This is a genomic window from Nonomuraea solani, assembly GCF_900108335.1.
GTDB lineage: Bacteria > Actinomycetota > Actinomycetes > Streptosporangiales > Streptosporangiaceae > Nonomuraea > Nonomuraea solani.
On the sequence record NZ_FNVT01000021.1, the window covers coordinates 1 to 24,883 of the forward strand.

Below are 24,883 nucleotides of genomic sequence, written 5' to 3' on the forward strand. Positions count from 1 at the left end.
ACATAAGCTGACTGAAGTCTGGAAGAGGTAGGTACGTGACGAGGCGTCGTAGGCGGTTCTCGCCGGAGTTCAAGGAAGAAGCCATCCGCATGGTGCTGGAGGGCGATCGGACGGTCGCGTCGGTGGCGCGGGAGTTCGACATCAACGCCAGCACCCTGGGCAGCTGGGTGAACCGGCATCGGATTGTGAGCGCTCAGGAGGAACCGCGGCCGGTCTCCGGGCCGGACCGGGCCAGGATCCGGGAGTTGGAGCGAGAGAACGCCGAGCTGCGCGAGAAGTTGATCTTCCTGAAAAAAGCAGCCGCCTTCTTCGCGGCCGAAACTCGATGACGCTCGCCATGTACGAGCTCATCGACGCGGAGAAGGCCGACCACAAGATCGCCCGGATGTGCGCCTGGCTGGGCGTGTCCCGCTCGGGCTATTACGAATGGCGCGAGCGGCCGGCCTCGGCTACCACGCAACGCCGCACCCTGCTGGCCGCGCTGGTTGCCGAGATCTTCGCCGACTCGCACGAGACCTACGGTTACCGGCGCGTGCACGCCGCCCTGGGCCGTCGCGGCGAGCACTGCTCGACCGAGCTGGTCCGCGCCCTGATGCGCGAGCAGGGCCTCCTGCCGGCCCAGGTCCGGGCGTTCCGGCCCGCCACCACCGTCCAGGGCGACTTTCGCGGCATTCCCGACCTGGTCGGCCGCGACTTCACCGCTGAGCGGCCGGGCACCAAGCTCGTCGGCGATATCACCTATGTCCGCACCTGGGAGGGCTTCCTCTACCTGGCCACGGTGATCGACTGCCACAGCAAGGCGGTGCTGGGCTGGGCGATGGCCGATCACTACCGCACCGATCTGATCAAGGACGCGATCCGGATGGCCGCCGGCACCGGCCTGCTCCAGCCCGGCGCCGTGTTCCACACCGACCGCGGCTCGAACTACACCTCAGATGAGTTCGGCCGCTACCTGACCGGCCTGAACATCCGCCGCTCGGTCGGCCGCACCGGCGTCTGCTGGGACAACGCGATGGCCGAGTCGTTCTTCAGCGCGATCAAGAACGAATGGCTGCACCGCTTCGTCTTCACCACCCGAGCCAAGGCGAGACGGCAGGTCATCCGCTACATCGAAGGGTTCTACAACCGCCGGCGCCTGCACTCGGCGCTCGGCTACCGGCCGCCCCTGGAGGTACTCAACGAATTCCTCTCAACTCGAACAGCCGCATAGGCTACGCCCATAGGACGGCTGTCCGGAATCACCGTGGCCCCTCACACCAGCTGCGACGCGCCATCGCGTCCGTTCTGATGCTGCCCGCTCCCACCTGAGCTCCAGCCCCACCCCCTGACCCCGACGGACAGACCCCACCGGCCCGTGGACCCGGCATCACCGGCGTGACCGCCGGCCCGGCACCCTGCCCAGAGACCAAATCGAAGATCAATAAATCACTCAGCCGTCACGCTGGGCGAAGCCACCCAAACCCGTGAATCATCGAGGCTAGTACTCCAGGGCTCATCAGCGCCTGTGTCGGTTCCTTGGGAGCCAGTCGGCGTGGGTGACCCGATCCACCATCCGCGATATGACCCGCCGTACATGGTTGGGCGGCCAAGGCTGAGGTGACAGCAAGCCAAGCCATTCGTCCCATCTATCCCCTTTGCTACATTTAACGCCATTCCATAGTTAAGAGGAAAGCTACTAGGCGTTTAGAAGTTTTTGTAGCAGAAGCTCTTTTAGTCCGACTTGTCAAATAGGATCAGCCTGTTAGACAATCCGCGCCTACCGGGGCATACCAGGATTGGTGCTCCTTCGCGTTGGGCGAAAGGTTGCGGGCGTGATCGCAGATGTCGCGGAGCAGTTTTTAGACGATGTCGATACCCGTGAGCTGCAGTGGAATCAACCGGACGGCGCTCCGCCCGAGCTGACCACCGAACGACTTCTGTTCGGCAACGGAGACGCACCTCTAGAAGTAGCGATTGCCTATAGCGAGACCGGCACACCCACGACAGAGAACCTCCGTCGCCTGTGGAAGCTTCGGCATGGGAACCGCCCGTCTCCGGTTCTGCTCGTTGTGCTTTACAGCGACGCCGGCACAACCAAGGCAGCGGCCTGTGGAAACCTCGGCGACCCGATCACTGAACTAACCGTCGACCAGCTTGGCCGGATCTGCCGAGCCGCGCTCGCTGAACCAGACCGGCACACCGCGCTGCGCACCCTGGATCGGCTCCTCACCACCGCCAAAGAGCAGCTCACCCCGGGTCTCACCAACCAGGGCCTGTTCGCCACGCACGAACTCCGCAACGGAGTCCCTCGCCGGGCCGACTGGTCAGCCGCGGCCGCGGCTGCTCGTCCGCTGCTGGGCCTCAGCGGTCTCTCGCTGATCCAGGCGCTTGGATATGGCACGACCACACGGGGGTCGGCCGCGCTGCTCCTGACGCATCAAGGCACTTCCCGATCGATTGCAGTTCTACTGGAGCACGACGAGGTCTTCGACCGCCCTTCACCCCGGTTCGGAGCGGTCTCTCCCGTCTCACACGCGATCTCCGTGGCCGCCCGGGAGAGCCTGCCGTGGGTGATCGTGCTGCGCGGCAACCAGATCCGGCTGCACCCGGTCAACCCCACCATCGGCGTCGGCCGAAAGAGCCAGGGCGAGACGTTCACCGAGCTGGATCTGACACTACTTTCCGAGAGCGACGCAGCCTACCTGCACCTGCTCTTCTCGCCCGAGGCGCTCGGCCCCGAGGGGACGGTCACCGAGATACTGCGCGCCTCCTTGAACTTCGCCGCCGACCTTGGAGGCCGGCTCCGCGAGCGGGTCTACCACGATGTCGTACCCGGCCTCGCCGTCGCAGTCGCCCGACAGATGAATGCCACCACCGATGCGAACCTGCAAGAGGCATACCACCGCACTCTGATGATCCTTTTCCGGCTGCTCTTCGTCGCCTACGCGGAGGACCGTGCTCTGCTGCCCTACGGCCGTAACGACCGCTACGACCGACACGCGATCAAGACCCTCGCCAAGGACTTCGCTAACGACCCTGACCAATCGTTCGACCCGTCCGCGACCACCCTATGGGACGACATGCTGTCGGTGTGGAACGCCGTGGACAGTGGCAACAGCGGCTGGCAGGTGCCCGCCTACAACGGCGGCCTGTTCTCCCGCGATCCGCAGACCAGTCCGTCGGGCGCACTCCTGGCGGCCATGCGCCTGACCGACGCGGAGTTCGGCCCCGCACTGCACGCTCTGCTGGTGGATACCGGGCCCGACGGTACCCAGGGCCCTGTGGACTTCCGCTCACTGAGCGTTCGCGAATTTGGCACGATCTACGAAGGCCTGCTGGAGTCGTCACTGTCGATCGCACCCAACCCACTAACCCTAGACAGGGACGGAGCCTACGTCCCAGCGAATGACAGCGACCATATCGAAGTTCTCGCTGGACAGGTCTACTTCCACAATGGCTCCGGGAAGCGTAAGTCGACCGGCTCATACTTCACCAAATCATTCGCGGTGGAGCATCTACTGAGTACTGCCCTGGAGCCAGCGCTTATCGCTCATCTCGGCCGGGTCCGCGCATTGTTGGAGGCCGGAGACGAGGCCACGGCGGCCGAGCTGTTCTTCGACTTCCGAGTAGCGGACCTGGCAATGGGATCGGGTCACTTTCTGGTCGCCGCCATTGACCGGATCGAGGCCCGGTTCACCGCGTTCCTTGCCGAGTGCCCCATTGCTCCCGTCAGTGACGAGCTAGTCCGACTCTCCCAGGCCGCCCACGATGCCCTCGGCAATCACGCCACTGAGGTGGAGATCGAGACTTCAGCACTCCTGCGCCGCCAGATCGCACGCCGCTGTATTTACGGCTTGGACCTCAATCTCATGGCGGTTGAGCTAGCCCGTCTGGGCATCTGGATCCATACCTTCGTGCCCGGCTTGCCCATGTCCTCCCTGGACCACGGGCTGATCGTCGGCAACAGCCTCACCGGCATCGGCACTCTCTCCGAAGCGCTCGAGGTCCTCGAACCGAAATCGTCTTTCGGGCAGATGTCATTGTATGCCGACAAGATCGAGGACGCTCTCCATACTGCTAGTGAACGGCTCCAACGGGTAGCACGTACCGATGAAGCCAAGAAGGCGGAGGTACAGAATGCGGCACTCGCCTATCGGCAGGCGCTCATCGATGCCGCCGACGCCAAGCACATCCTTGATGCGGCCGTGGCCGTTCGCCTGGGACTTCTTCCTCTTCCCCTCGACGCCGACGAGGCCATCGCCTCGATCTCCGGCGATGATGAGCGGGCCCAGGCGATCCGCCAGAAGTTGGACCAGTTTGGTGTCACCCACCTGCCTTACCAGTTCCCAGAAATCTTCGCGCGCTCCCGTCCCGGGTTCGACGTGATCCTCGGCAACCCGCCATGGGACAAAGTCCGCTGGGAGGCTGCGCCATTCTGGGCCGGAGTCTTCCCCGGTTTGATGGCCCTGCGGGACAAGGCGCGAGACGCGAAGATTGAAGAGCTCCGAACGATCCATCCAGTGGAGGCTATTCAGGAGCAGGAGGAGATGGCCCATCGAGCGGTTCTCCAAGAGCTTTTCAAGAAGTCATACACGCTCCGCGGCGGTACGCATCTAGAGCTCGCACAGCTGATGTTGGAACGCGCTATTAAGCTGCGCCGGGACTCCGGCCACATGGGGCTGGTATTGCCGCGCCAGAGCATGGTCCTAGCGGGATGGAAAAAACTCCGTGCGGAGCTGACCGACCGTCATGACCTGCGTATCGTACAGGGCCGTAACCACTCCGAGTGGATCTTCGAGGATGTGGATCCCCGATATGCTGTGGTGTTCCTCAGCACCTCGCCGACCCACACCCCTGTGACCCGTATCTGGGTTGCCAACAGCCCCGCCGACGTCACCGCCGCGACGGATAAAACGGCGATCCTCCTGTCTCAGGACGACATCGCCTCATTCTCTGAGACGCAGGTCATTCCCTGGTTTGCCAACGCCGCCGACCGCCCGGTGTTCGACACTATGCGGCACAAGCCCCGGCTGGCATCCGGCAGGGGCTGGATCAAGGCAACACACGACGCGCGCTGGGATTTCCGCGGCAGTGGACCAGACAAGAGCCTAGCGGATCGCCAAGAGAAGGTGGATTCGTGGAAGATTCTTATGACCGCACACGTCGATCAGTTCTGCTTCGATCCCGACGAGGGATTCAAGCAGTTCGTCGGAGACCTGGACGCGCTCGCCGCCAAGCGGCGCGGGGTGGAAAAGCATCAGGGGACGTTTGTCCTGAACGACCAACATCCAATGATCATCGTTCGACACCCGAGCCGCAGCGACGACTCCCGTACGATCATCGCGACTGCCTTACCGGAGACTGGGCTGCTTCACAACAAGGGCTATATCCACGCCGCTATGCATGGCCCTGCGTCCAATGCGAGTGAAAGGCTCGCCCTTTTGGGCCTGCTGAATACAGTGGCGGTCGACTGGTGGGCACGCCGTTTCGTCGATCGACACGTCACTGCTCCGGTCATCAACCAGATCCCTCTCCCCGGCTGGTCCTCCGAACAGATCGGCGAAGCGGCCCAGATCACGAGTTGCCTGCTCGCCCGTCATGGCTACACCCGCCTGGCCGGTGGTATCACAGTCACCGATAGTCGGATCGATTCCGAAATGGCGCTGCGCGCACGGTTGGAGCGTCTGGCCCTGGACGGTTATGGCCTCGACCAGCAGGCTCTTGAACTGATCGCGGCGGACTTCAATGAGACCGGGTTTCCGGTGGACTTGCGTGTGGAACTCGGCGTCGGTCATGTACTGCCCAAAACCAAGCGATGATTTGATCCATCAACATGCCCGAATTGTCATTGAACAGTGGCCATGCAGAAGCAGCAGCCGAGACAGGAGACGACTCAGTGTCGGTCACACCCTCCGACGACTTCCGGCCGACGTTCGCCACCAACCACCCTGAGGACGGGCATACGGTCGCCGATGCGATCAACACGCTGCTGGAGGGAATGCGTACACACCTCGTCTCGCTGCCGCCAGTGTCGATTGCGTCTGCCTACTTCAACCCTGACGGATTCGGACTGCTGGCTGACGAGTTGGAGCAGACCGGACCGGTCCGGCTATTGCTGGGTGCCGACGCCGACCAGGACCGGCCCAGGATCCGGCCGCTGGCCACCGGGCTGGGCAGGCGGGCCGAACGGGAGGAGGTCAAGCGGGCACTTGAAGGCCACCAGCGCCGCCTGGAGGAGGATCGCGACCTACTCGGCTTCACCTCGCAGTCCGATGCCGCCGCTCGGCGCCTAGTTGACTGGTTGCGCTCCGGCCGAGTCGAGGTCCGCCGGTACGAGAAGGGGTTCCTACACGGCAAGGCCTTCATCGTGGACAGCCCAATGCCTGGCGTCATCGCCGGGTCTAGCAACTTCACCTACGCAGGGCTGGCCCGCAACAAGGAGCTCAACCTCGGCCAGTACCAACCCGGCACAGTGCGCGCAGTACGGGACTGGTTTGAGGAGATGTGGCAGGCGGCCTCACCGTACGACCTGGCCAGCCTGTATGAGTCGCGATGGCAGCAGCACCAGCCGTGGGAAGTCTTCCTACGGATGCTGTACGAGCTGTATGGCGCGGAGGTCGAGCAGGAACAGTCGGCCCGCACGCGTTCTCGGCTCAACCTCACCGGGTTCCAATCCGACGGAGTCTGGCGGGCCCAGCGGATCCTGGATCGGCTCAACGGCGTGATCGTGGCCGATGAGGTCGGCTTGGGCAAAACCTTCATCGCCGGGGAAATCCTGCACGAGGCGGTGATCACTAACCGGCAGAAGGCGCTCATCGTCGCACCAGCGACACTCCGCGACTCCACCTGGGGCCCCTTCCTTCGCGACAAGAACCTGCGCGCGGACGTCGTCTCCTACGAGCAGCTGACCAGCGGTCTGCAGAACGCCGGACAGCTCGGCGCAGCCCTCCAGGATCCTGACGAGTACGCCGTGGTCGTGGTCGACGAAGCACACGCGCTGCGTAACGCCACCACCCAACGGGCCGAAGCGCTGCGTAGGCTGCTCGCCGGCAGCACCCCGAAACGGCTGGTGATGCTCACCGCGACCCCGGTCAACAACACCCTCTACGACCTGCACAACCTGATCTCTTACTTCGTCACCAACGACGCGACGTTCGCCGACTCCGGGGTGCCCTCATTAAAGGGGTACTTCGATCGAGCAATGGCGATGAATCCCGACGACCTATCGCCTGAGCACCTTTTCGACGTCCTGGACAAGGTAGCCGTTCGGCGTACCAGACGATTCGTCCGAAATCACTATGTCGGGGACCGAGTGGTCATCAACGGCATCGAGCGTCAGATCAGCTTCCCGACGCCCCGTGTGCACCGAGTCGACTACAACCTCGACGATGCGCTGCCGGGTCTCTTCGACAGGCTCGCCACTGCCCTCGGTGACCATCTGAACCACCATGATGACGGCTCGGCGGTCATTCTCGACGCTCCCGGCGAAGTCCTCACCTTGGCACGCTATGTGCCTTCGCGCTTCCAGCACGGGGAACGCGAGAAACAGTACGAGCAGCAGAACGCCGGACTTCTGCGATCCGCGCTGCTCAAGCGGTTCGAATCATCGGCGTACGCCTTTCAGCGGACGCTGGACAAGATGATCACGGGTCATGAGGCGTTCCTGTCCGCACTCGATCAGGGGGTGGTTCTTACTGGTGATGCCTTCCGAGAATGGACGTCCTCCGACAGCGATACCATCGACGACTTCCTCGACGTCCTGGACGATGACATCGATGGCGTGAAGAACGCCGACCAGTTCGACGTACCGGAGCTTCGCGCCGCCGTCGAGGCCGATCTGACCCTGCTTGCGTCCTTCCGTGACGAAGTGCAGGAACATCAGGCCGGACCCGACCCCAAGGCCGAAGCCCTCATCGAGGAACTCGCTGCCATCGCGACGCAGGCGGCCGCAGAAGGAATCACCGAGCAGCAGACCCGGGACAAGCGCAAGGTCCTCGTCTTCTCCTACTACTCCGACACCGTCGAGCACGTGCACGGCCGGCTACTCGCCGCGATTGAGTCCAATCCACGCCTCGCCTGCTATCGCGGCCGGGTCACCACCGCCTCCGGTCCGGACCGCGCCGGACGTTCCCAAGTCATCGCCGGATTCGCTCCCCGTACTGCGGGCGGCGGAACCGACGAGGATCTGTTCGATTTGATCATTGCCACCGATGTGTTAGCCGAAGGCGTCAACCTGCAACAGGCCCGGCACATCGTAAACTACGACCTGCCGTGGAATCCGATGCGGCTCGTCCAGCGGCATGGCCGAATCGACCGGATCGGCTCCGACCACCAGGAAGTCTTCTTGCGCTGCTTCTTCCCCGACCAGCAGCTTGAGCGTTTTCTCGGCCTGGAAGAGCGCCTGCAGCACAAGCTCAAGCAGGCGTCCGCCGCCACCGGAGTCGGCGAAGTGCTCCCCGGATTCGTCGGCCGTGAAATCAATCTCACCGAAGCCCGTGAGGAGATCGACCGGCTCCGCCGTGAGGATGCCGCTCTCTTCGAGACAGGCGGCGCTTCGGCCCTCTCCGGTGAGGAGTATCGGCGTCGGTTGCACGGCCAGCTTGCCATCCCGCATATCCGTGATGCTGTGCAGCGCTTGCCCTGGGGAAGCGGTACCGGATTCGTCCGTGTTGGAGGACCTCATCCGGGTTTGGTGTTCTGCGCTCGGATCGGCGATCATCCCCGGCCTTGGTTCCGATACATCCCCCTCACCGATGATCTCAATGTCACCTATGACGAGTCGGGACGTGTCATCGTCGTGGACGACACTCTGTCTTGCTTGTCCGCCGCCGACCCAGGCGGTCCTGAGACCTCGGCTGCACTGACTGACCCGATCTACCAGGCGGCTTTTCCTGCGTGGACGCATGCCAGACGGCACATTCGCGATTCCTGGATGCATAATGCCGACCCGGCCAACCTCCAGCCCCGCATCCCGAAGGTAATGAGGGACGCCGCTGAGCTGGTTCGGCAGCATGGTATCCATCTCGGCGAAGATCAGGACGACCTCATCGGACGTCTCCAAGCGCCTTACAGTCCCCGGATCCTGCGTGACATTCGTGCGGGTCTGGCCCACCCGGGAACCGCCAAGCAGAGAGTGGATCACCTGGCAGAACTCGCAGATCGGCTCGGTCTGGTTCGCCAGACCGCTCCTGAGCCTCTCCCGCAGATCACCGAAGATGATGTCCACCTGATGTGCTGGATTGCAATTACTCCTGACTGATCAGCGTGAGACCCGCGGAGTCCGCGAAAGAACTGGTCCTTCCTTCATGCGTGGAGATCTCACCTAAAGGGGCAGGTTGCAAGCAAACGGCCATGACGCCGCAACCGGGACATGCCCGGGATGATCAAGCAAGCGATACGATCCGTACGAGGCGTATAGCAGGTCAGCTCAGGTGATCTGCCTGCTCCACCTCGCTCTCCTACAGCGGGCACCACAGTTTCCAACCTACCTGGGGCAGAGGGTACACGATCTTGATCAGCAGTTCCGGCCGCCGACAAGCGCGAACATCGTACGAACGGACCTCCAGGCTCACGGAGTTCCGCTCGTTCTCGTTGACGCTCACCGGTTGTGGACCAGTGTCAGGATCGCCCTTCTCCGGAGTCCGAGTCGCTGGCAGGGCGCGACGGCTGCTCCGGTGTCATCAATTCACCTGGCGACCCGGTTGCCGGTGCTGCAGGAGCAGCGCGACGCTGCTTCTCCTCCTCCATGGCAAGAGGTCCTGTTAGATCGACTAGTGCCCTTGCGTAACCGAGCCCTTCGAGCAGGCGCTTCCGCCAATTGTTCGCTTCTTGTGCCTGCCCCTCGCCGAAGCAGCGTGCCACACCTTGCCTGAGGGTTCGGATCATATATTTTGGCACATAAGGCTCCATTTGATCAGTTTTATCCAATTCAAGCCAAGGCACCACTCTCTTCTCCTCGTGCGAGCCTAGCCGGATCCACTCCAGAGGTGCCTCTAGGTAGACAATAGACATGTCCGGGCCGTCATGAACTAGCTGCGACTCCACAAAGCGCCCACGTAAGTTGTTGTCCGAGACGCGCCAGAGGTGGAGCGATCCCCTACCACCCCCACCCTTGACTGACCAGTAGGTCCCATCCATACAGCCATCGCTGTACCGCCCCACGAACGACCACTTCCGGTCGAAATACGGATTATGGACGCGCCATATATGACCAGAAATGGTTCGACGGTGGTGACGCACGCGCAACAACTCGACGGACCACGGTATTTTGCGCATTGCCGGGTCGTCAGCATAGTAGGTGACCTGATACCAGATACCAGCTAGGGCGCCAGATCGCTCATAGTACGCCTTCGCCCCCAGGACTAGCGCGGACCAAACCCCGGCGCCTAGGACGCTAACGATGATGTTTGAGAACCATTCGGGCATGTCGCCACTCCATACCGATATGCTGGCACTCTAGTCACCAAAGGCGTGGTGGCAACCCTCCTAGCGAAATACTCTATGGATCCGCCCCGCCCTGCGCAGAGGTACACCTCTGTGACGATCCCCCGGTGCTGGCGCGACCCCGACATCCTCAGACACTTCGATAGCCGCCGACCAACCTGTCGATCACCCCATAAGCGGGCACTTCCCTCCGCGGACTGAGCAGCCTACATATGGGACGCTCGTTCTGGTCCACGTGCTCAAGCGGGACTGTAAAACTAACGGCGGATCTGATGATCAAGGGAGACACACTTGATGTCCGAGACTGCCGTGGAGTCGCTGCCCATGAACGAAGCGCCTGCCGAGCCGGACCGCGCAATGACGGACGAGCAGCTGATCTCGATGCTGGTGGGTCGGGCCCGCAGCGAGGGCCTGCAGCTGACCGGCGAGGGCGGTCTGCTGCAGCAGCTGACCAAGCGGGTGCTGGAGTCGGCGCTGGAAGGTGAGATCACCGATCACCTCGGCTACGACCGGCACGACCCGGCCGGGAAGAACAGCGGAAACAGCCGCAACGGCAGCCGCACCAAGACCGTGGTGACCGACGTCGGCCCGGTGGAGGTGCGGGTGCCGCGCGATGTGGCCGGCACCTTCGAGCCCCAGCTGGTGCGCAAGGGGCAGCGCCGGTTGTCCGGAGTGGATGAGATGGTCTTGTCGCTGTCGGCAAAGGGCCTCACGCACGGCGAGATCTCCGCGCATCTGGCTGAGGTGCCCAGGAGATTCCGGACAGTCGGCTACATAAGGAACCGCAGGAAAACTAGTAGGCGCTTTGATCTGGTTCGGCTGTGGTCTGGGCGAGGGATAAGAGATTCGTAAGCGAGACTGATCCGGTGTCGATGACAATCCCCTCGAACCGTTGAGGCTCGGATAGATCATTTTCGGTTTTTAGGATCTTGCTCGGCTGTCGTCTCGCGAGCCGCGCGCTGGCTGGGTCAGGCCGGGGCCTGACCGCTGTTCCTGAGCCAGGGGTCGCAGAGGCTCCGGGGTCAAGGGCGAGCCCGAAGGGCCGTCGCCGGTAGGCGATCGCGCAGCGACCCTTGAGGCTGGAGAGGGCGGCCCCGTATGCTGCGCGGCGCACTCCAGCCCGGCCTGCGTATCCGCCGCAAGGCGCCCTTAGATCGTGGCGGCTCATGCCGCCTTCTTCTTCTTCTTCTTCCGCCGCGCAGCGGCCCTGGCCTGCTTCTTCTCCGCGATCTGCGTCCGGATCTTCGCCTGCGTGGCGGCATCCAGCTGCTCGAACTCCACCGGCGGACGCAACCCGTTGGCGGTATGCAACCGCTCATGGTTGAAGTCATCGACCCAGGCAGCCACCGCCGCTCGCGCCTGGGCGTGTGTGCCGAACGGGCCGGCCAGGCGTAGCAGTTCGAACTCCAACGAGGAGAACAGCGCTTCGGCCGGGGCGTTGTCCAGCGCCGACCCCGTGCGGCCCATGGATTGGTCGATGCCCAGTCGATCGCAGGCGGCCCGGAACAGGTGCGCGGTGTACTCGCTGCCGCGGTCGGTGTGCATGACCACGCCCGCGACGGTTCCGCCGCGCACGGCCACCGCCATCTGCAGCGCGCCCAACGCCAGCGCCGCGTCGTGATGCTCGCTCAAGGCGTAGCCGACAATACGGCGGGAGAACAGGTCGGAGACCGCCGCGAGCTGCAGTTTCCCCTCCTCGGTGGGGATCTCGGTGCCGTCGCCGACCCACCGCTGGTTGGCCGCGCTCGCGCTGAAGTCCCGGCCCAGCCGGTCCGCCGCGTGCCATCGGCCACCGTCTTGGCGGGTGGTGTTCTTGCGCTTGCGACCGGGTCGGGCGGCCAGGCCCCGCTCCCGCATGATCTTCGCGACGGTGTTGTCGGAGACCCGCCACCCCTCCCGACGCAGACGCTCGGCGATCCGAGGGGATCCGTCGGCGCCTTTACGCTGCCAGAACATCGAGATCACCGCCTCGGTCAGCCGTAACCTGCGGCGCTGCCGCGCGCTCGGTCCGTCCCGCGCGCGGGCCAGCCATTTGTACAGCCAGGCGACCGAGCGGCCCACCGCCCGGCACGAGGTCGCGTACGGGATAGCGTGGTCGGCCCTCTGGGCGGCGATGAAGGCCGCCAGGTTCACCGGGTCGTATCGGTCACCCAGAGGACCAGACTGCGCTTGAGCACATCACACCGCATCTGCAGCTCGGCGTTCTCCTTGCGCAGCCGGGCCAGCTCGGCCCGCTCATCGGCGTCCAGCCCGCCGTTGATACCCGCCTCGCGCCGCTTGCGGGCCATGTTCACCCAGTTCGCCAGGGTGCCGGAGTTCATCCCCAGGTCCCGGGCGACCTGCGCGACCGGCTTGCCGGTCTCCTCCACCAGCCGGACCGCGCCCTCGCGGAAATCCGGCGTGAACGTCCGTCTCGTCTCTGCCATCGCCCGTCCTCCTCATAGGCGATGCCTCAACGATACGAGGGGAAACCCAGTGCTGGGGTTCGGGTCCTTGGCGTAGTTGCCCGCGATGGCCTTGGGGAGTTCGTTCCCCAGCGGCCCCTTGACCGGCGGCAGAGTTACATCTCGGCCGGCGGTCGTGTCTCCGGGGCGATACGGCGGGTAGGTGCCGGCGTTCGTCGCCGGATTCAGCGCCTTCTCGATGTGCTGGATGACGTCCAGGAACTCGGCGTCGTCGCTCTTGGACATCTTGAACACGCGATCGGCCCTGATGTAGATACAGCCGCCGTACTTGACGCCTCCCTCGGTGCCGACTCCGAGCTTCTTCCAGTCGCAGCGGAAGCTGGGGGACCACAGGCCGTTGGCCGGAATCCCTTGTCCCCAGCGCACGACGCCGAGCCGCTTGCCGTCGTTGCCGAGGAGCTCTTGATCCCAGAGGGGTAGCCTGCCCTTGTTCTCGTTGTACTTGGTGATGGCGGGCTTGATCGAGCACACTTCCCTGTCGTGTGACGCGGGCTTGGCCGCCGTGATCAGATACTCGAGATACGGCGTCGTGCGCCAGTTCGCGACCGTCTTCTCCTGGGTGGGGTCGCCCTTCTCGACCTGGCATCCCTGAGTGGCAAGATCGAATTCGAGCTGCACCTTGTCCAAGTCGGCGTCCAGCTCAGTGCGCCTCACGCCTCTGTTGTAGACGCCGAAGTCGGATAGTTTCACGAAGAACTTAATGTTCTGCGGCTTAAGCCCGGCTCCGGTAGTTCCGGGCTTGTAAATGCCGTTTCCTGAGGCATCGCCGATGTAGGTGTGCGCCACCCAGGTCGCGCGGAAGGTGAACACGTCATCGTCGGTCACCTTGTCCAGCAACACCGCCGGTATTCTCAGCGGGCCGGGGAACAGCCGGACCCACCAGGCCGTCCTGGGCTTGCGCTTCTTGACGCCGTTCTCGTCGGTCTCCTCCCAGCCTCCGTGACCGATCCAGGAGGTCCAGCAGGCGGAGTGCGGGCGTTCCTGCATGCGGGAGTACGCGTCGGTGAATCTGGGCGCCCTGGTGGTGGCGTAGCAGGACTCCAGGTTGGGGTGCTTGTAGTCGAAGTTGCCCTCAACAAGTGGCGCCGCGGCCGCCCGCGCCTGGGAGGGCTGGGCGGCCGAGTTCGTCAGCAGAGCAAGGACTTGCGCGGCGTCCAGCGGACGCTGGAAGACCTGGACCTCGTCGAGGTCCCCCTGCATCATGCTGCCCAGCGTCATGGCGGTATCCGCGTTCCATGCCGGGAAACCGATCGGCGATGACTTGATCAGGGCTCCGTTGAGGTACAGCGAGGCGGTCTTAGCCGTCGCGTCGTACACGCCTGCCAGGTGGAACCACTCATTGACGGGTGGCTCCAGGCCGGAAAGCGCACCTTCGACCGTCGCGTCCGCGGTGTCGGCGCTGGTGAGGATGAACACTAGTCCGTGCTCGGGATCGTTACCGAGCCGGAAGGGCGCCTGGTGGCTGCCCTTCTGTCCGAGGACGGTGTAGTTCCCGTTAGCATCGCTCCAGCGCAGCCATGCGGCGGCGGTAAAGCTCTCGTCGGTGCGGATCACCGGTCCGGCGGTCTGGGCCAAGGGCTCCTCGCCGGGCTGGGCGACGTCCACGGTGACCTGACGCCAGTCCGACCAGGCAGAGGAGACGTCACCGGCGACCGCGCGCAACCGCCAGCGCACCTTCCAGCCGTCGGTGAGCGTGTCCGCCGGGACGGCGATGCTCGCCTGAATCCCTGAGGGGACGTCGTCCACGCTGCCGGTCCAGATCTGCCCGGTGCCCTGCTCGGTGGCGGCCGGGTCGTGCTCGATCTCGGCCTCGGCCCGTAGCGGCCGGCCGGCCGGATGAGTGAGGGTGGCCTGCAGCGTGGGGGTGAGCGAGGTCGTCGCCGTCACGCCGTCCACCACCTTCGACGGGGTGATGGCCAGGCCGGTGGTGGTGGGCTTGGGCAGGCTGACGGTGAAGGTCTGCCAGTCCGACCAAGCCGAGGTGGCATGTCCCCGCCTTCCTCGTAAGGCGGGGTGACATCACCGAGCCGCTCTCCGGTTGCTGGAGCTCTCCTAATGCGGGTGCCGTAGGCCGAAGTTACCCCCAGTCGCAGGAGTAGCCGTAGTGGCCGGCGTCGACTGGGTGGCCGGCGGGGAGCAGTTCGCCGGTGAGCGGGGGGATTTTGGCGGTGGTCCAGTTGAGGGTGCCGTCGGTGGTGAAGTGCTGGCCGAGGTCGATGGTGGTGTCGCAGCTGCCGTTCATGTAGGTGAAGAGGTGGAGGTCTACTCCATAGGGAGGTTCTTCTACTTCTGCTACTACCGGGGCCATGAGCCAGGAGCAGGCCCAGCGGACCTCGTCTGGGTCGGTGGTGATCACGCGTTCTGAGTGGGTGAATGAACCTGATCCTGTTTCCAGGTTGAGTTCGTAGTACGAGAAGCGCTCCGGTGCGGTGGTGGTATCGGCCCGGGTGTTCAGGGCGGCGGTTCCGGCGAGGGCGGTGGGGTTGGTGGGGTCGGCTTGTAGGACCCGCGTGTAGAGGGCTTGGGCTTCGGCTCGTCTGCGGGCGAGGGTTTGGTCGTTCTCGCCGTGCTCGGCCGCGTGGTCGGTGTCGATCTGCCAGAAGGCGATTTGCTGGACGAGGCGGCCGGCCAGGAGGAGGGCGGCGAGGTGGTCGTCGGGGCGGGCATGCAGGGCGGTGCGGAGCCAGGGCTCTTCTGGCCAGGTTGCCAAGAAGTCGCTGTTTCTGGCGTCTTCTAGAGAGTCGGTTCTGAGCATGGATAGCAGGCGGCCCAGTTCGCGGGCGGCGTTTGGGGCGCCGGCGGTGGCTGCGGCTCGGAGGCTTGTGATCGTCTCGTCGGTGATCGGCATGGGATGGCAGGCTAGCGTGATCAGGCGTCAGGGGCGGCGTCCGTATTATCGCGGCATGGTGGTGAAGCTGGAGGGGCGGCTCAGTCGGCGGGCGGTGCTTCTGGCTGCTGGTGGGGTGCTTGTTGGGTGCTCTCAAGAGCGGGGCGTCGACAGGGTTCGGCTGCGGTTGGCTACTGGGCCGGCGGGGGCGGTTTATCGGCGGATCGGGGGGTCGCTGGCTGCGCATATTTCGGAGCAGGTGCCGGGGGCGACGGTTACCACGGTGCCGAGTGGGGCTTCGACTGACAACATTCGGATGTTGCGGGCTGGTGAGGTGCATCTTGGGTTGACGAGTTTGGATGCGTTGATCACGAGTGATGGCAGTGCGCCTGCGGGGCTTTCGGCGGTATGTCGGCTGTATGACAGTCATCTGCATCTTGTGGTCATGGCCGGGTCGGTGATCGATGAGTTCCGGGACCTGCGAGGTAAGCGCATATCGCTGGGGGCGAGGGATTCGGGTACGGAGTTCACGGCTCTGCGGGTTCTGGAGCTGGGGCTGGTGGAGGCCGATGGTCGGTATCTCAGTCAGGCTGAGTCGGCGGCGGCGTTGCGGGATGGGGAGATCGATGCGATGTTCTCCCTGACCGGGGTTCCGACGCCTGCCATTACGGAGTTGGCGCAGCGGCATGCGATTCGCCTGATTCCGTTGGATGGGCAGGCGGACAAGCTCTTCACGACGTTTCCTGGGCCCTACACGCCGGCCATGATTCCCGCGACCGCCTACGCCGGTGTTCCGGCCATCAGGACCATTGCCGTGCCTAACGTGCTTCTCGTACGTAACGACCTGCCTGATGAGCTGGTTCACGCCATCACCGGCACGGTCTTCACGCACGCCAACACGATCACCTCCACCGCCGACCGTGATGATGGTGAAGCCGTTCCCGAGGCGTGGCAGATCAATGTGCGGACCGGGATCTCCACCGCGTCGATACCGCTCCATCCGGGTGCGGCCGCCTGGTTCCGGGACCAAAAGCGGTGAGCCGAGCGCCGTTACGAGGGCTTCGGGGTGTCGGGTTGCGCCACTGGGAGTGCGACGACTGCGGCGAATCCGTGGCCGGACCCGTCGGGGCGGGGCAGGCCGTCCGCCAGGCGTAGTTCGCCCCCGGCCGCTCCCACCAGGTCGGCGCAGATCGCCAGGCCCAGGCCGGTTCCGGAGATGTTCTGGTGCCGGGGTGCGCGCCAGAACCGCCGTAGTGCCTGGGTTCGCTCGGATGCCTCGATCCCCTGGCCGTCGTCACGGACCACGATCGTGACCACGCCGCTGGTCGAGGAAACGCTCGACGTCGAGGAGACGCCGGACCCAGTGCCCGCCTCCTCGTGAACGACTCGGGCGCTCACCTCCACCACCCCCGCGTCCGACAGCCGCAGCGCGTTGCTGATCAGTTCGTCCAGGATGCTCCCCAACCCACCCGTAGGCTCCAGCACCCACAACCCACCAGGCACATCCACCGCCAGCGTCTGCCCGGCAGTAGCGGTCAACGCCCGCCACCGATCCACCCGCGTGGCCAGCACCGCGTCGAGATCCACAGGGGACGCCGTACGGATGCTCTCCATCCGAGCACTGGCCTGCAACGAGTTCAGCATCCGCTGCATCGCCTTCACCTCATCGACGGCGACGTCGTAAACCTGCCGCCCACCACCCACCCCCAGGTGCGGCTCCAGGCTCTCCACAGCGAGCCGGAGGCTGGTCAAAGGATTACGCAACTGATGTGAGGCGTCCGACACGAACGCCCGCTGCCGCTGCACCGCGTTCTCCACCGCGTCCATCATGGTGTTGAAAGACCCCGCCAACCGCCGCAGTTCCACCGGCCCCGCCTCGGCGTCCGCTCGGATGGTCAGGTCACCCTGGGAGATACGGGAACTGGCCGCATCCAGCTCCCGCACCGGCCGCAACACCCACGCCGACACCGGCCAGGCCACAGCCACCAGCGCGACCAAGGGCAACAGTCCAAGGCCCGCGAGTTGGGCCCACCGTACGAGGATGCGCTGCCGGGTCTTGGACAGGTCTGAGATGGTCACGACGGCGCCGACGACCTCGCTGTCCCGGCCCACCGGCTCAGCGACCACGAGTGCGGAGTCGTCCCAAGGTGCCCATTCCCCGAACGGTTCGGGCCGCGCCCCGGCCAGCGCCGCCGTCACGACCCTGGACAGCGCCGGCTCGCCCCGCGCGGCCCGCTGGTAGGCATCCACAGGCCCGAGCAGCACCGTGCCCGACGTGTCGATCACCGCGACCGGGATGCCATAAAGCGCGTGATAACGGGCCAGCTCCTGCTGAAGGGCCTCAGTACGCCCGGTCGACAGCGCCGTCTCCGCCAGCGACGCGAACCGGCCGACGTCGTTGAGCCGGTCGACGTACGTCTCCTGCATCTCCCGCTCCGCCACCGTAACGCTGAGCGGCACCCCGAGCGCCGCGACGAGCAGCACCGCGAGGGGCACCAGGACGACGAGCAGGCGACGATGCACGGCGGGTCAGCCGACCGGCTCCGGCTGGGGATCGGCCAGGAGTCGATAGCCGACCCCGTGAATCGTGCGAATGACGACGGCAGGGCCGAGTTTGTGGCGTAAGGCGGCGATGTGGGTATCCAGGGTACGGCTGGAGGACTCCCAGGTAGCGCCCCAGATCTGATCGAGAATGACGTCGCGGCTGACGACATTCGGAGCGCGCCGAGCCAACAACAGAAGCAGTTCGAACTCCTTGCGAGTCAACGTCACGACCACGCCGTCAACGGTGACCTCGCGGGTGCCGACGGCGATCCGCATCGGCCCGAGATCGAGCGGCGCGTCGGGGTTGCTCAGCGCACGAGCCACCCGGGTACGCCGCAGCACGGCATCGATCCGGGCCAGCAGTTCCGGAATCCCGAACGGCTTGACGATGTAGTCGTCAGCACCGGCACGCAGCCCACGTACCCGCTCATGCTCCTCCGACCGCGCCGTAACCGCGATCACAGCGGTCTCCGGGCGATCACGCAGCTTGCGGATCACGTCGAGTCCGTCGCCGTCGGGCAGCCCCAGGTCGACGAGCACCACATCAGCGGGAGCGGCGCGTACGGCCTCGGCGGCGGTGGCGATGCGGTGGACCTCGAAGCCCGCCTGGGTCAGGACGGTCACCAGGCCCCGCGCCACGCGGTCGTCATCTTCGATGATGGTGATCCGCATACCGGATTGTACGACCCGACCCGACGCCGGTGTTAGCCCTTGAGTTCTTGGGATTTCTCTGACATTTACCGAATTCCTTGGGATTTATCTGACACCAGAGACGCCCCCGTCAGCCCAGACTGAGGCCGCACGCTCACCAAAAACAGCGGAGGGCCGCGATATGAGAGCGACCAGCAGGATGATCGCCGCGATCGGAGTGGTTTCGCTCGCCGCCTGCGCCGGCAACGGGGGCGCCGGCGCAGGGCCCACAGCCGGTGGTGGCTACCCGGAGCAGAACATCACGATCGTCGTGCCGTTCAGCGCGGGTGGCCCCACCGACACCGTCACCCGCATGATCGCCGAGCCGATGGCCGCCAAGCTCGGCACCAAGATCGTCGTGCAGAACGTCGAAGGCGCGGGCGGCACGGTCGGTGCCGGTGAGGTCGCACGCGCCCAGCCTGACGGCTACAACGTGCTCATGCACCACATCGGCATGTCCACCGCGCCCGCCCTGTACCAGAACCTCGGTTACAAGCCTCTCGAAAGCTTCGAGACGGTCGGGCTCGTCACCGAGGTGCCGATGACGATCGTCGCCCGCAAGGACTTCGAGCCCAAGACCCTCCAGGACCTCGTCACCTACGTGAAGGCGAACGCCTCCAAGGTCACCCTGGCCAACGCCGGCATCGGCGCCGCCTCCCACCTGTGCGGCCTGCTGTTCCAGACCGCCGCGGGGGTCAAGGTCCAGGAGGTCCCGTACGAGGGCACCGGCCCCGCGCTGACCGACCTCGTCGGCGGCCAGGTCGACTTCATGTGCGACCAGACCACCAACACCAGCGGCCAGATCTCCGCCGGCGAGGTCAAGGCGTACGCGGTCACCACCCCCGAACGCGTCAAGAGCCTGCCCGACCTGCCCACCACGGCCGAGGCCGGGCTGCCGAAACTCCAGGTCAGCGTCTGGCACGGCCTCTACGTGCCGAAGGGCACACCGCAGGACGTCGTCCAGAAGCTGTCCGACGCGCTGAAGACGGCCCTGGCCGACCAGAAGGTCGTCGACCAGATGGCCAAGCTCGGCACCGCCCCGGTGCCGGCCGAGAGCGCCACCCCGCAGGCCCACCGCACCAAGCTCGAAGAGCAGCTTGGCACATGGGCGAAGGTCATCGCCGACGCCGGCGTCAAGGCCTCCTGAGGTGGAGCGCCGCCGGTCCCTCCCGGACGTCCTGGCCGGGGCCATCTTCATCCTGATCGGTGGCGCGTTCGTCGTGGGGTCGCTCGGCTACGAGCTGGGCACCCCGCTGCGGATGGGCCCCGGCGCCTTCCCGCTGCTGGTCGGCGCGATCGTGGCCGCCCTGGGCCTGGGGATCGTGGTCAAGGGGCTCGTCGCGGGCGAGGTGATCGCGTTCGGGCCGGTCCCCTGGCGGGCGATCGCCGTCATCGTGCTCGCGGTGCTGTTCTTCGGGGCGACCGTACGGGGGTTCGGGTTCGTACCGACGTCGGCGGTGACCGCGCTGCTGACCACGCTGGCCAGCACGCGTGTCCGCCCGCTCATGGCCCTGGCCGTGGCCACCGGTCTGACGGTGGCCGCCACGCTCATCTTCGTCGTCGGGCTTCAACTACGGATCCCGTTGTGGGGCCCGTGGCTGGGATTCTGACGCGGCATCCGGATTGAGGCATGGACCTTTTCAGCAACCTCGCCCTGGGCTTCTCCACCGCCCTCCTCGTCCAGAACGTCCTCTACTGCTTCGTCGGCGTGCTGCTCGGGACGATGGTCGGCGTACTGCCCGGCATCGGGCCGACGGCGACGGTGGCGATGCTGCTGCCGATCACGTTCAGCTTCGAGCCGGTGACGGCGTTGATCATGCTGGCCGGCATCTACTACGGCGCGCAGTACGGCGGCTCGACCACCGCCATCCTGATCAACCTGCCCGGCGAGTCGTCGGCGGCGGTCACCGCGCTCGACGGACACGAGATGGCCCGCCAGGGCCGGGCCGGCGCCGCGCTGGCCGCCGCCGCGATCGGCTCCTTCATCGCCGGTACGGTCGGCACCATCGTCCTGGCCGTCGCCGCCCCGCCCCTGGCCCGCGTCGCGCTGCAGTTCGGCGCGGCAGAGTACTTCTCGCTGGTGCTGCTCGGCCTGATCGTGTCGATCGCGCTGGCGCGCGGCACCGCGCTGAAGGCGCTGGCGATGATCGCGCTCGGCGTCCTGCTCGGCACCGTCGGCCAGGACATCTACACCGGTACACCCCGCTTCGTCTTCGACCAGCGGGAGCTGTACGGCGGCATCGACTTCGTGTCGGTCGCCGTGGGCATGTTCGGCATCGCGGAGATTCTGCGCAACCTGGAGAACGAGCACACCCGCCCGGCGATCATCAGCAAGGTCACGAACCTCTGGCCGACCCGCGAGGACCGGCGCCGCATGGTCGGCCCGATCCTGCGGGGCACCGGTCTCGGCGCCGCGCTCGGCGTCCTGCCCGGCGGCGGCCACGTGCTGGCCTCGTTCACCTCGTACGCCGTCGAGAAGCGGGTCTCGAAGCGGCGGCAGGAGTTCGGGCGCGGCGCCATCGAGGGCGTCGCCGGCCCCGAGTCGGCCAACAACGCCGCCGCGCAGACGTCGTTCATCCCGCTGCTCACGCTGGGCCTGCCCGCGCATCCGGTGATGGCGCTGATGGTCGGCGCGTTCATCGTCCACGGCATCACCCCTGGCCCGAACGTCCTCACCGACGAGCCGGCGCTGTTCTGGGGACTGATCGCGTCGATGTGGATCGGCAACGTGCTGCTGGTGCTGCTGAACCTGCCGCTGATCGGTCTGTGGGTGCGGATGTTGCGCATTCCGTACCAGGTGCTGTTTCCGATGATCATTCTGTTCGCGTCGATCGGCACGTACTCGCTGGGCTTCAACGCCTTCGACGTCTACGCGATCGTGTTCTTCGGGATCCTGGGCTACATCCTGATCAAGTGCGGCTGCGAGCCGGCTCCCCTGCTGCTCGGCTTCGTCCTCGGGCCGCTGCTGGAGGAGAACTTGCGGCGCGCGCTCATCATCTCCCGCGGCGACGCGACCGTCTTCCTCACCCGGCCGATCTCGGCGGTGCTCCTGGTCCTGGCGGTGGCGGCGCTCGTCGTCGCCGTCCTTCCGACTATCCGCAGGCGGCGCGAGGTCGTGTTCGCGGAGGACGAGTAGGTCAGGTTCTTTCGTGTACGAGGGGCCGCGCGGGCGTCACCAGTGCGGACAGCGCCCAGCGGCCCGGGCCGAGGACGGCGATGAGCAGGAAGCCCCAGCAGAACAGGGCGGCCTTCTCACCGCCGTTCTCGATCGGGAACAGGGCCTGGGGCTGGTGGACGACGAAGTACGCGTAGGCCATGGTGCCCGAGCAGAGGACGGCGGCGGCGCGGGTGACCAGGCCGAGCAGGACGAGGGCGCCGCCGCCCAGTTCGATGACCGCGGCCCACCAACCGGGCCACTGCCCGAAGCCGGGCACCGGACCCTGCGGCCCGCCCATGACGTCGAAGAGCGTCGCGGCGCCATGACAGGCGAATAGGAGACCCAGCACGAACCGGTACAGGGCCAGGACCAACGAATCCACGGCAGAGTCCCTTCGGGAGTTGGGAGCGCTCCCATGCAGATTCGGGAGTTTGACTCCATCTGTCAATGCCGTCACTCGCCACCCATGAGCCCGGGGCGTCCGAGGTGGTCGGACGCCCCGGCGACACCTGAAAATTTCAAGGTCACCTCTTGGCGCACAGCGCGGTGTCCATCGCTCCGATCACGTTCAGCATGGCCGGCTCGGCGGTGGGCAGCGCGGTGACGGCGAGGGTGACGGCGCGGCCGTCGTCGGTGATCCCGTTGCGGGTCTCGTAGCCGTCGATGTCACCGCCGTGCCCCCACGCGACGTCGCCGCAGGTCAGCGACATCTTCATCAGGCCGAGCCCGTACTCCCAGCCGGCCGGCATGCCGGGGGCCTTCACCGTCTTCTTCATGGCGGCGAGCTGCTCCGGCTCCAGCAGCTTGCCGTCCATCAGCGCGGTCATGAAGCGGTTGAGGTCGCTCGGGGTGCCGATGAGCTGCCCGGCCGCCCATCCCCACGACGGGTCCAGGTTCGTGATGTCCAGCAGCTTGCCGCCGGGCTTCTTCGCCGCGTACCCCTTGGGGTGCGGCCCGCGGATCGTCCGGTCGCGCTTGGCCGGCCAGTACGTGTCCCGCAGCCCGAGCGGCTCGATGATGCGCTCGTCGATCGACCGCGCGACCGGGCGGCCGTCGAGCTTCTCGATGATCAGGCCGAGCAGCACGTAGCCGGTGTTGCTGTACTCCCAGCTCGTGCCGGGCGCGAACGACGCCTTGTGCTTGAAGGCCATGTCCAGCAGGTCCTGCGGCGAGCGGTAGGCGTAGCGGGTCTTGAAGATGCTCGGCAGCCAGCGGGTGTAGTTCGGCAGGCCGCTGGTGTGCTGGAGGAGCTGGCGTACCGTGATCTTGCGGCCGTCGCCGGCCTTGCCGCGGACCACCTTCGGCAGGTACGTCTCGATCGGGTCGTCCAGGCCGATCTTGCCCTCGGCGACGAGCTGCAGCACCACCACCGAGACGAACATCTTGGTGTTGCTGCCGATCCGCACCCGGCCGTCGACCGGCACCTTCGCCCCCGTCTTCAGGTTCCCGACCCCGGCGGTGTAGTGGCGGGTCCGTCCCTTCGCGTCCTGCACCGCGCCCAGCGCCGCCGGGAACTTGTCCGTCTTGACCAGCGCGTCCAGCTTCTTCTGTACGGGGTCGGCGGCCGCGGCGGCCGGCGTTCCCGCCAGGACCAGACCGGCCAACGCCGCGGCTGCCAGGACTCGCAGGGACTTCTTCGACATGGGAAACGCTCCTGTTCGGGAGGGGTGGGGGTCGGACATGACCAAGCATGTCGGGGGGCGCCCCTCCTGATCGATCCCGTGCGCTGGAGCATCCGAGTACAGCCTGCTGTACCCGAATCGGTTGTGCGCGAGCCGCTGATGGTCAATTCTTAGGAAGGTTTACTTTTTATTTCCGCCGAACCCCCAGGGAGTAAGAGGTGCGCAAGACCACGATCGCCGCCGCGGTGGCGACCTCCGGAGTGCTGGCGCTACTGCCCGCCTCCGCGGCCAACGCCCACGGCACGATGTCCAACCCGCCCAGCCGCGTCTACGTCTGCAAGAACGAGGGCCCGGAGTCGCCGAAGTCGGCCGCCTGCAAGGCCGCCGTGGCGGCCGGCGGCACGCAGGCGTACTACGACTGGAACGAGGTCTCCCTGCTGGAAGCGGGCGGACGGCACCGCCAGATCATCCCGGACGGCAAGCTCTGCAGCGCGGGACGGGAGAAATATCGCGGGCTCGACCTGCAGCGCGCCGACTGGCCGGCCACCCAGGTCAAGCCGGGCAACTTCCAGTTGACCTACCACGCCACGGCGCCGCACGCCAACAGCAACTTCGAGTTCTACATCACCCGCCAGGGCTGGAACCCCACCATGCCCCTCAAGTGGTCCGACCTGGTCCACATCAAGACCTTCAACGGCCAGAACCCGACCACGTTCACCAACTGGACGATCAACCTGCCCCAGCGCAGCGGCCGGCACATCATCTACTCGATCTGGCAGCGCGTGGTGGGCAGCAACGAGGCCTTCTACACCTGCTCGGACGTGGACTTCGGCGGTGGCGGCAGCACTCCCCCGCCGACCAGCCCGACGCCGACCGCGACCTCGAAGCCCACCCCCACCCCCACGCCCACCGCGCCCCAGCCCGGTGGCACGTGGAAGGCGGGCACCGCGTACAAGGTGAACGACAAGGTGACGTACGGCGGGCTGACCTACGCGTGCGTGCAGGCGCACACGGCGCTCGCCGGCTGGGAGCCGCCGAACGTGCCCGCCCTCTGGAAGCGCGCCTGACGCGGCGATCCCTGCGGTGCGCCGCCGCAGGGATCACGCCACCTGGCAGGCGGCTTCGGGTCGGTGTTACCGCTCCACGACCAGCCGAA

At 65.8% G+C, this 24,883-nt stretch carries 16 protein-coding genes and 1 pseudogene; 9 read left to right on the forward strand and 8 right to left on the reverse strand.

From position 1 onward, the window contains the following. The first annotated feature begins 35 nt into the window (after positions 1-35). The 4 genes and pseudogenes from C4V41_RS47445 to C4V41_RS47460 form a co-directional block, all read left to right on the forward strand. Positions 36-1,210, forward strand: a protein-coding gene (locus C4V41_RS47445) for an IS3 family transposase (protein ID WP_407670161.1) whose coding sequence is annotated in 2 segments (ribosomal slippage) — positions 36-291 and positions 291-1,210 — 1,176 coding nt in all. Because the reading frame shifts where the segments join, the coding sequence is not laid out codon by codon here. 601 nt (positions 1,211-1,811) lie between these two features. Next, positions 1,812-5,798 carry an Eco57I restriction-modification methylase domain-containing protein gene (locus C4V41_RS47450; RefSeq protein WP_146104053.1) on the forward strand — a complete coding sequence of 1,329 codons (3,987 nt, stop codon included), beginning with the start codon at positions 1,812-1,814 and terminating at the stop codon, positions 5,796-5,798. Between the two features lie 77 nt (positions 5,799-5,875). After that, on the forward strand, positions 5,876-9,238 hold the full coding sequence (locus tag C4V41_RS47455; RefSeq protein ID WP_200824732.1) for a helicase-related protein: 3,363 nt from the start codon (positions 5,876-5,878) through the stop codon (positions 9,236-9,238). Between the two features lie 1,541 nt (positions 9,239-10,779). Further along, positions 10,780-11,169, forward strand: a pseudogene (locus C4V41_RS47460) (transposase); the annotation flags it as partial. A gap of 417 nt (positions 11,170-11,586) precedes the next feature. Here the strand turns inward: C4V41_RS47460 and C4V41_RS47465 are convergent. The 4 genes from C4V41_RS47465 to C4V41_RS62410 all read right to left on the reverse strand — a co-directional run bounded on the left by C4V41_RS47465 (position 11,587) and on the right by C4V41_RS62410 (position 15,735). After that, the gene (locus tag C4V41_RS47465) at positions 11,587-12,555 is read right to left on the reverse strand and encodes an IS3 family transposase (RefSeq protein WP_200824734.1); all 969 of its coding nucleotides are present in this window, start codon (positions 12,553-12,555) and stop codon (positions 11,587-11,589) included. Next, positions 12,552-12,848 (reverse strand): transposase, encoded by a 297-nt coding sequence (locus C4V41_RS47470; protein WP_103962647.1) that lies wholly within the window; start codon positions 12,846-12,848, stop codon positions 12,552-12,554. Before C4V41_RS47470 ends, C4V41_RS47465 begins: the two co-directional genes overlap by 4 nt. Positions 12,849-12,860: 12 nt before the next feature. Next, positions 12,861-14,774 carry a LamG domain-containing protein gene (locus C4V41_RS47475; protein ID WP_160150642.1) on the reverse strand — a complete coding sequence of 638 codons (1,914 nt, stop codon included), beginning with the start codon at positions 14,772-14,774 and terminating at the stop codon, positions 12,861-12,863. A gap of 190 nt (positions 14,775-14,964) precedes the next feature. Continuing rightward, positions 14,965-15,735 (reverse strand): hypothetical protein, encoded by a 771-nt coding sequence (locus C4V41_RS62410; protein WP_160150643.1) that lies wholly within the window; start codon positions 15,733-15,735, stop codon positions 14,965-14,967. A gap of 55 nt (positions 15,736-15,790) precedes the next feature. On the opposite strand from C4V41_RS62410, the gene C4V41_RS47485 reads away from it, so the two are divergent. Then, the gene (locus tag C4V41_RS47485; protein WP_103962819.1) at positions 15,791-16,753 is read left to right on the forward strand and encodes a TAXI family TRAP transporter solute-binding subunit; all 963 of its coding nucleotides are present in this window, start codon (positions 15,791-15,793) and stop codon (positions 16,751-16,753) included. Positions 16,754-16,764: 11 nt separating this feature from the next. Here C4V41_RS47485 and C4V41_RS47490 read toward each other — a convergent pair whose 3' ends face one another. Then, on the reverse strand, positions 16,765-18,237 hold the full coding sequence (locus C4V41_RS47490; protein WP_103962650.1) for a sensor histidine kinase: 1,473 nt from the start codon (positions 18,235-18,237) through the stop codon (positions 16,765-16,767). A 6-nt stretch (positions 18,238-18,243) separates the two neighbouring features. After that, positions 18,244-18,930 carry a response regulator transcription factor gene (locus tag C4V41_RS47495; protein ID WP_103962651.1) on the reverse strand — a complete coding sequence of 229 codons (687 nt, stop codon included), beginning with the start codon at positions 18,928-18,930 and terminating at the stop codon, positions 18,244-18,246. Positions 18,931-19,090: 160 nt separating this feature from the next. On the opposite strand from C4V41_RS47495, the gene C4V41_RS47500 reads away from it, so the two are divergent. From C4V41_RS47500 to C4V41_RS47510, 3 genes are read left to right on the forward strand one after another with little or no spacing between them, the layout of a single operon-like run. Beyond that, positions 19,091-20,095 (forward strand): tripartite tricarboxylate transporter substrate-binding protein, encoded by a 1,005-nt coding sequence (locus C4V41_RS47500; RefSeq protein WP_200824735.1) that lies wholly within the window; start codon positions 19,091-19,093, stop codon positions 20,093-20,095. 1 nt (position 20,096) lies between these two features. Further along, positions 20,097-20,558, forward strand: coding sequence for a tripartite tricarboxylate transporter TctB family protein (locus C4V41_RS47505; RefSeq protein WP_160150644.1), 462 nt, complete (start codon positions 20,097-20,099; stop codon positions 20,556-20,558). A 20-nt stretch (positions 20,559-20,578) separates the two neighbouring features. Then, positions 20,579-22,084, forward strand: a complete 1,506-nt coding sequence (locus tag C4V41_RS47510; RefSeq protein WP_103962654.1) for a tripartite tricarboxylate transporter permease — start codon at positions 20,579-20,581, stop codon at positions 22,082-22,084. Between the two features lies 1 nt (position 22,085). On the opposite strand, the gene C4V41_RS47515 is transcribed toward C4V41_RS47510, so the two are convergent. Both C4V41_RS47515 and C4V41_RS47520 read right to left on the reverse strand, forming a co-directional pair. Next, a complete protein-coding gene (locus tag C4V41_RS47515) occupies positions 22,086-22,487 on the reverse strand; it encodes a DoxX family protein (RefSeq protein ID WP_103962655.1) in 402 nt (133 codons plus the stop codon). Between the two features lie 142 nt (positions 22,488-22,629). Continuing rightward, positions 22,630-23,748 (reverse strand): serine hydrolase domain-containing protein, encoded by a 1,119-nt coding sequence (locus C4V41_RS47520; RefSeq protein ID WP_235030835.1) that lies wholly within the window; start codon positions 23,746-23,748, stop codon positions 22,630-22,632. A 197-nt stretch (positions 23,749-23,945) separates the two neighbouring features. On the opposite strand from C4V41_RS47520, the gene C4V41_RS64820 reads away from it, so the two are divergent. After that, positions 23,946-24,794: a lytic polysaccharide monooxygenase gene (locus C4V41_RS64820; RefSeq protein ID WP_235030836.1), complete on the forward strand. Its 849-nt coding sequence runs from the start codon at positions 23,946-23,948 to the stop codon at positions 24,792-24,794. Positions 24,795-24,883: the final 89 nt, after the last annotated feature.

Coding starts and splice junctions, on each gene's coding strand:
- C4V41_RS47520 (WP_235030835.1), bottom strand. CDS start 23,748: ATGTCGAAGAAGTCCCTGCGAGTCCTGGCAGCCGCGGCGTTGGCCGGT.
- C4V41_RS47495 (WP_103962651.1), bottom strand. CDS start 18,930: ATGCGGATCACCATCATCGAAGATGACGACCGCGTGGCGCGGGGCCTG.
- C4V41_RS47500 (WP_200824735.1), top strand. CDS start 19,091: ATGAGAGCGACCAGCAGGATGATCGCCGCGATCGGAGTGGTTTCGCTC.
- C4V41_RS47485 (WP_103962819.1), top strand. CDS start 15,791: ATGGTGGTGAAGCTGGAGGGGCGGCTCAGTCGGCGGGCGGTGCTTCTG.
- C4V41_RS62410 (WP_160150643.1), bottom strand. CDS start 15,735: ATGCCGATCACCGACGAGACGATCACAAGCCTCCGAGCCGCAGCCACC.
- C4V41_RS47470 (WP_103962647.1), bottom strand. CDS start 12,848: ATGGCAGAGACGAGACGGACGTTCACGCCGGATTTCCGCGAGGGCGCG.
- C4V41_RS47510 (WP_103962654.1), top strand. CDS start 20,579: ATGGACCTTTTCAGCAACCTCGCCCTGGGCTTCTCCACCGCCCTCCTC.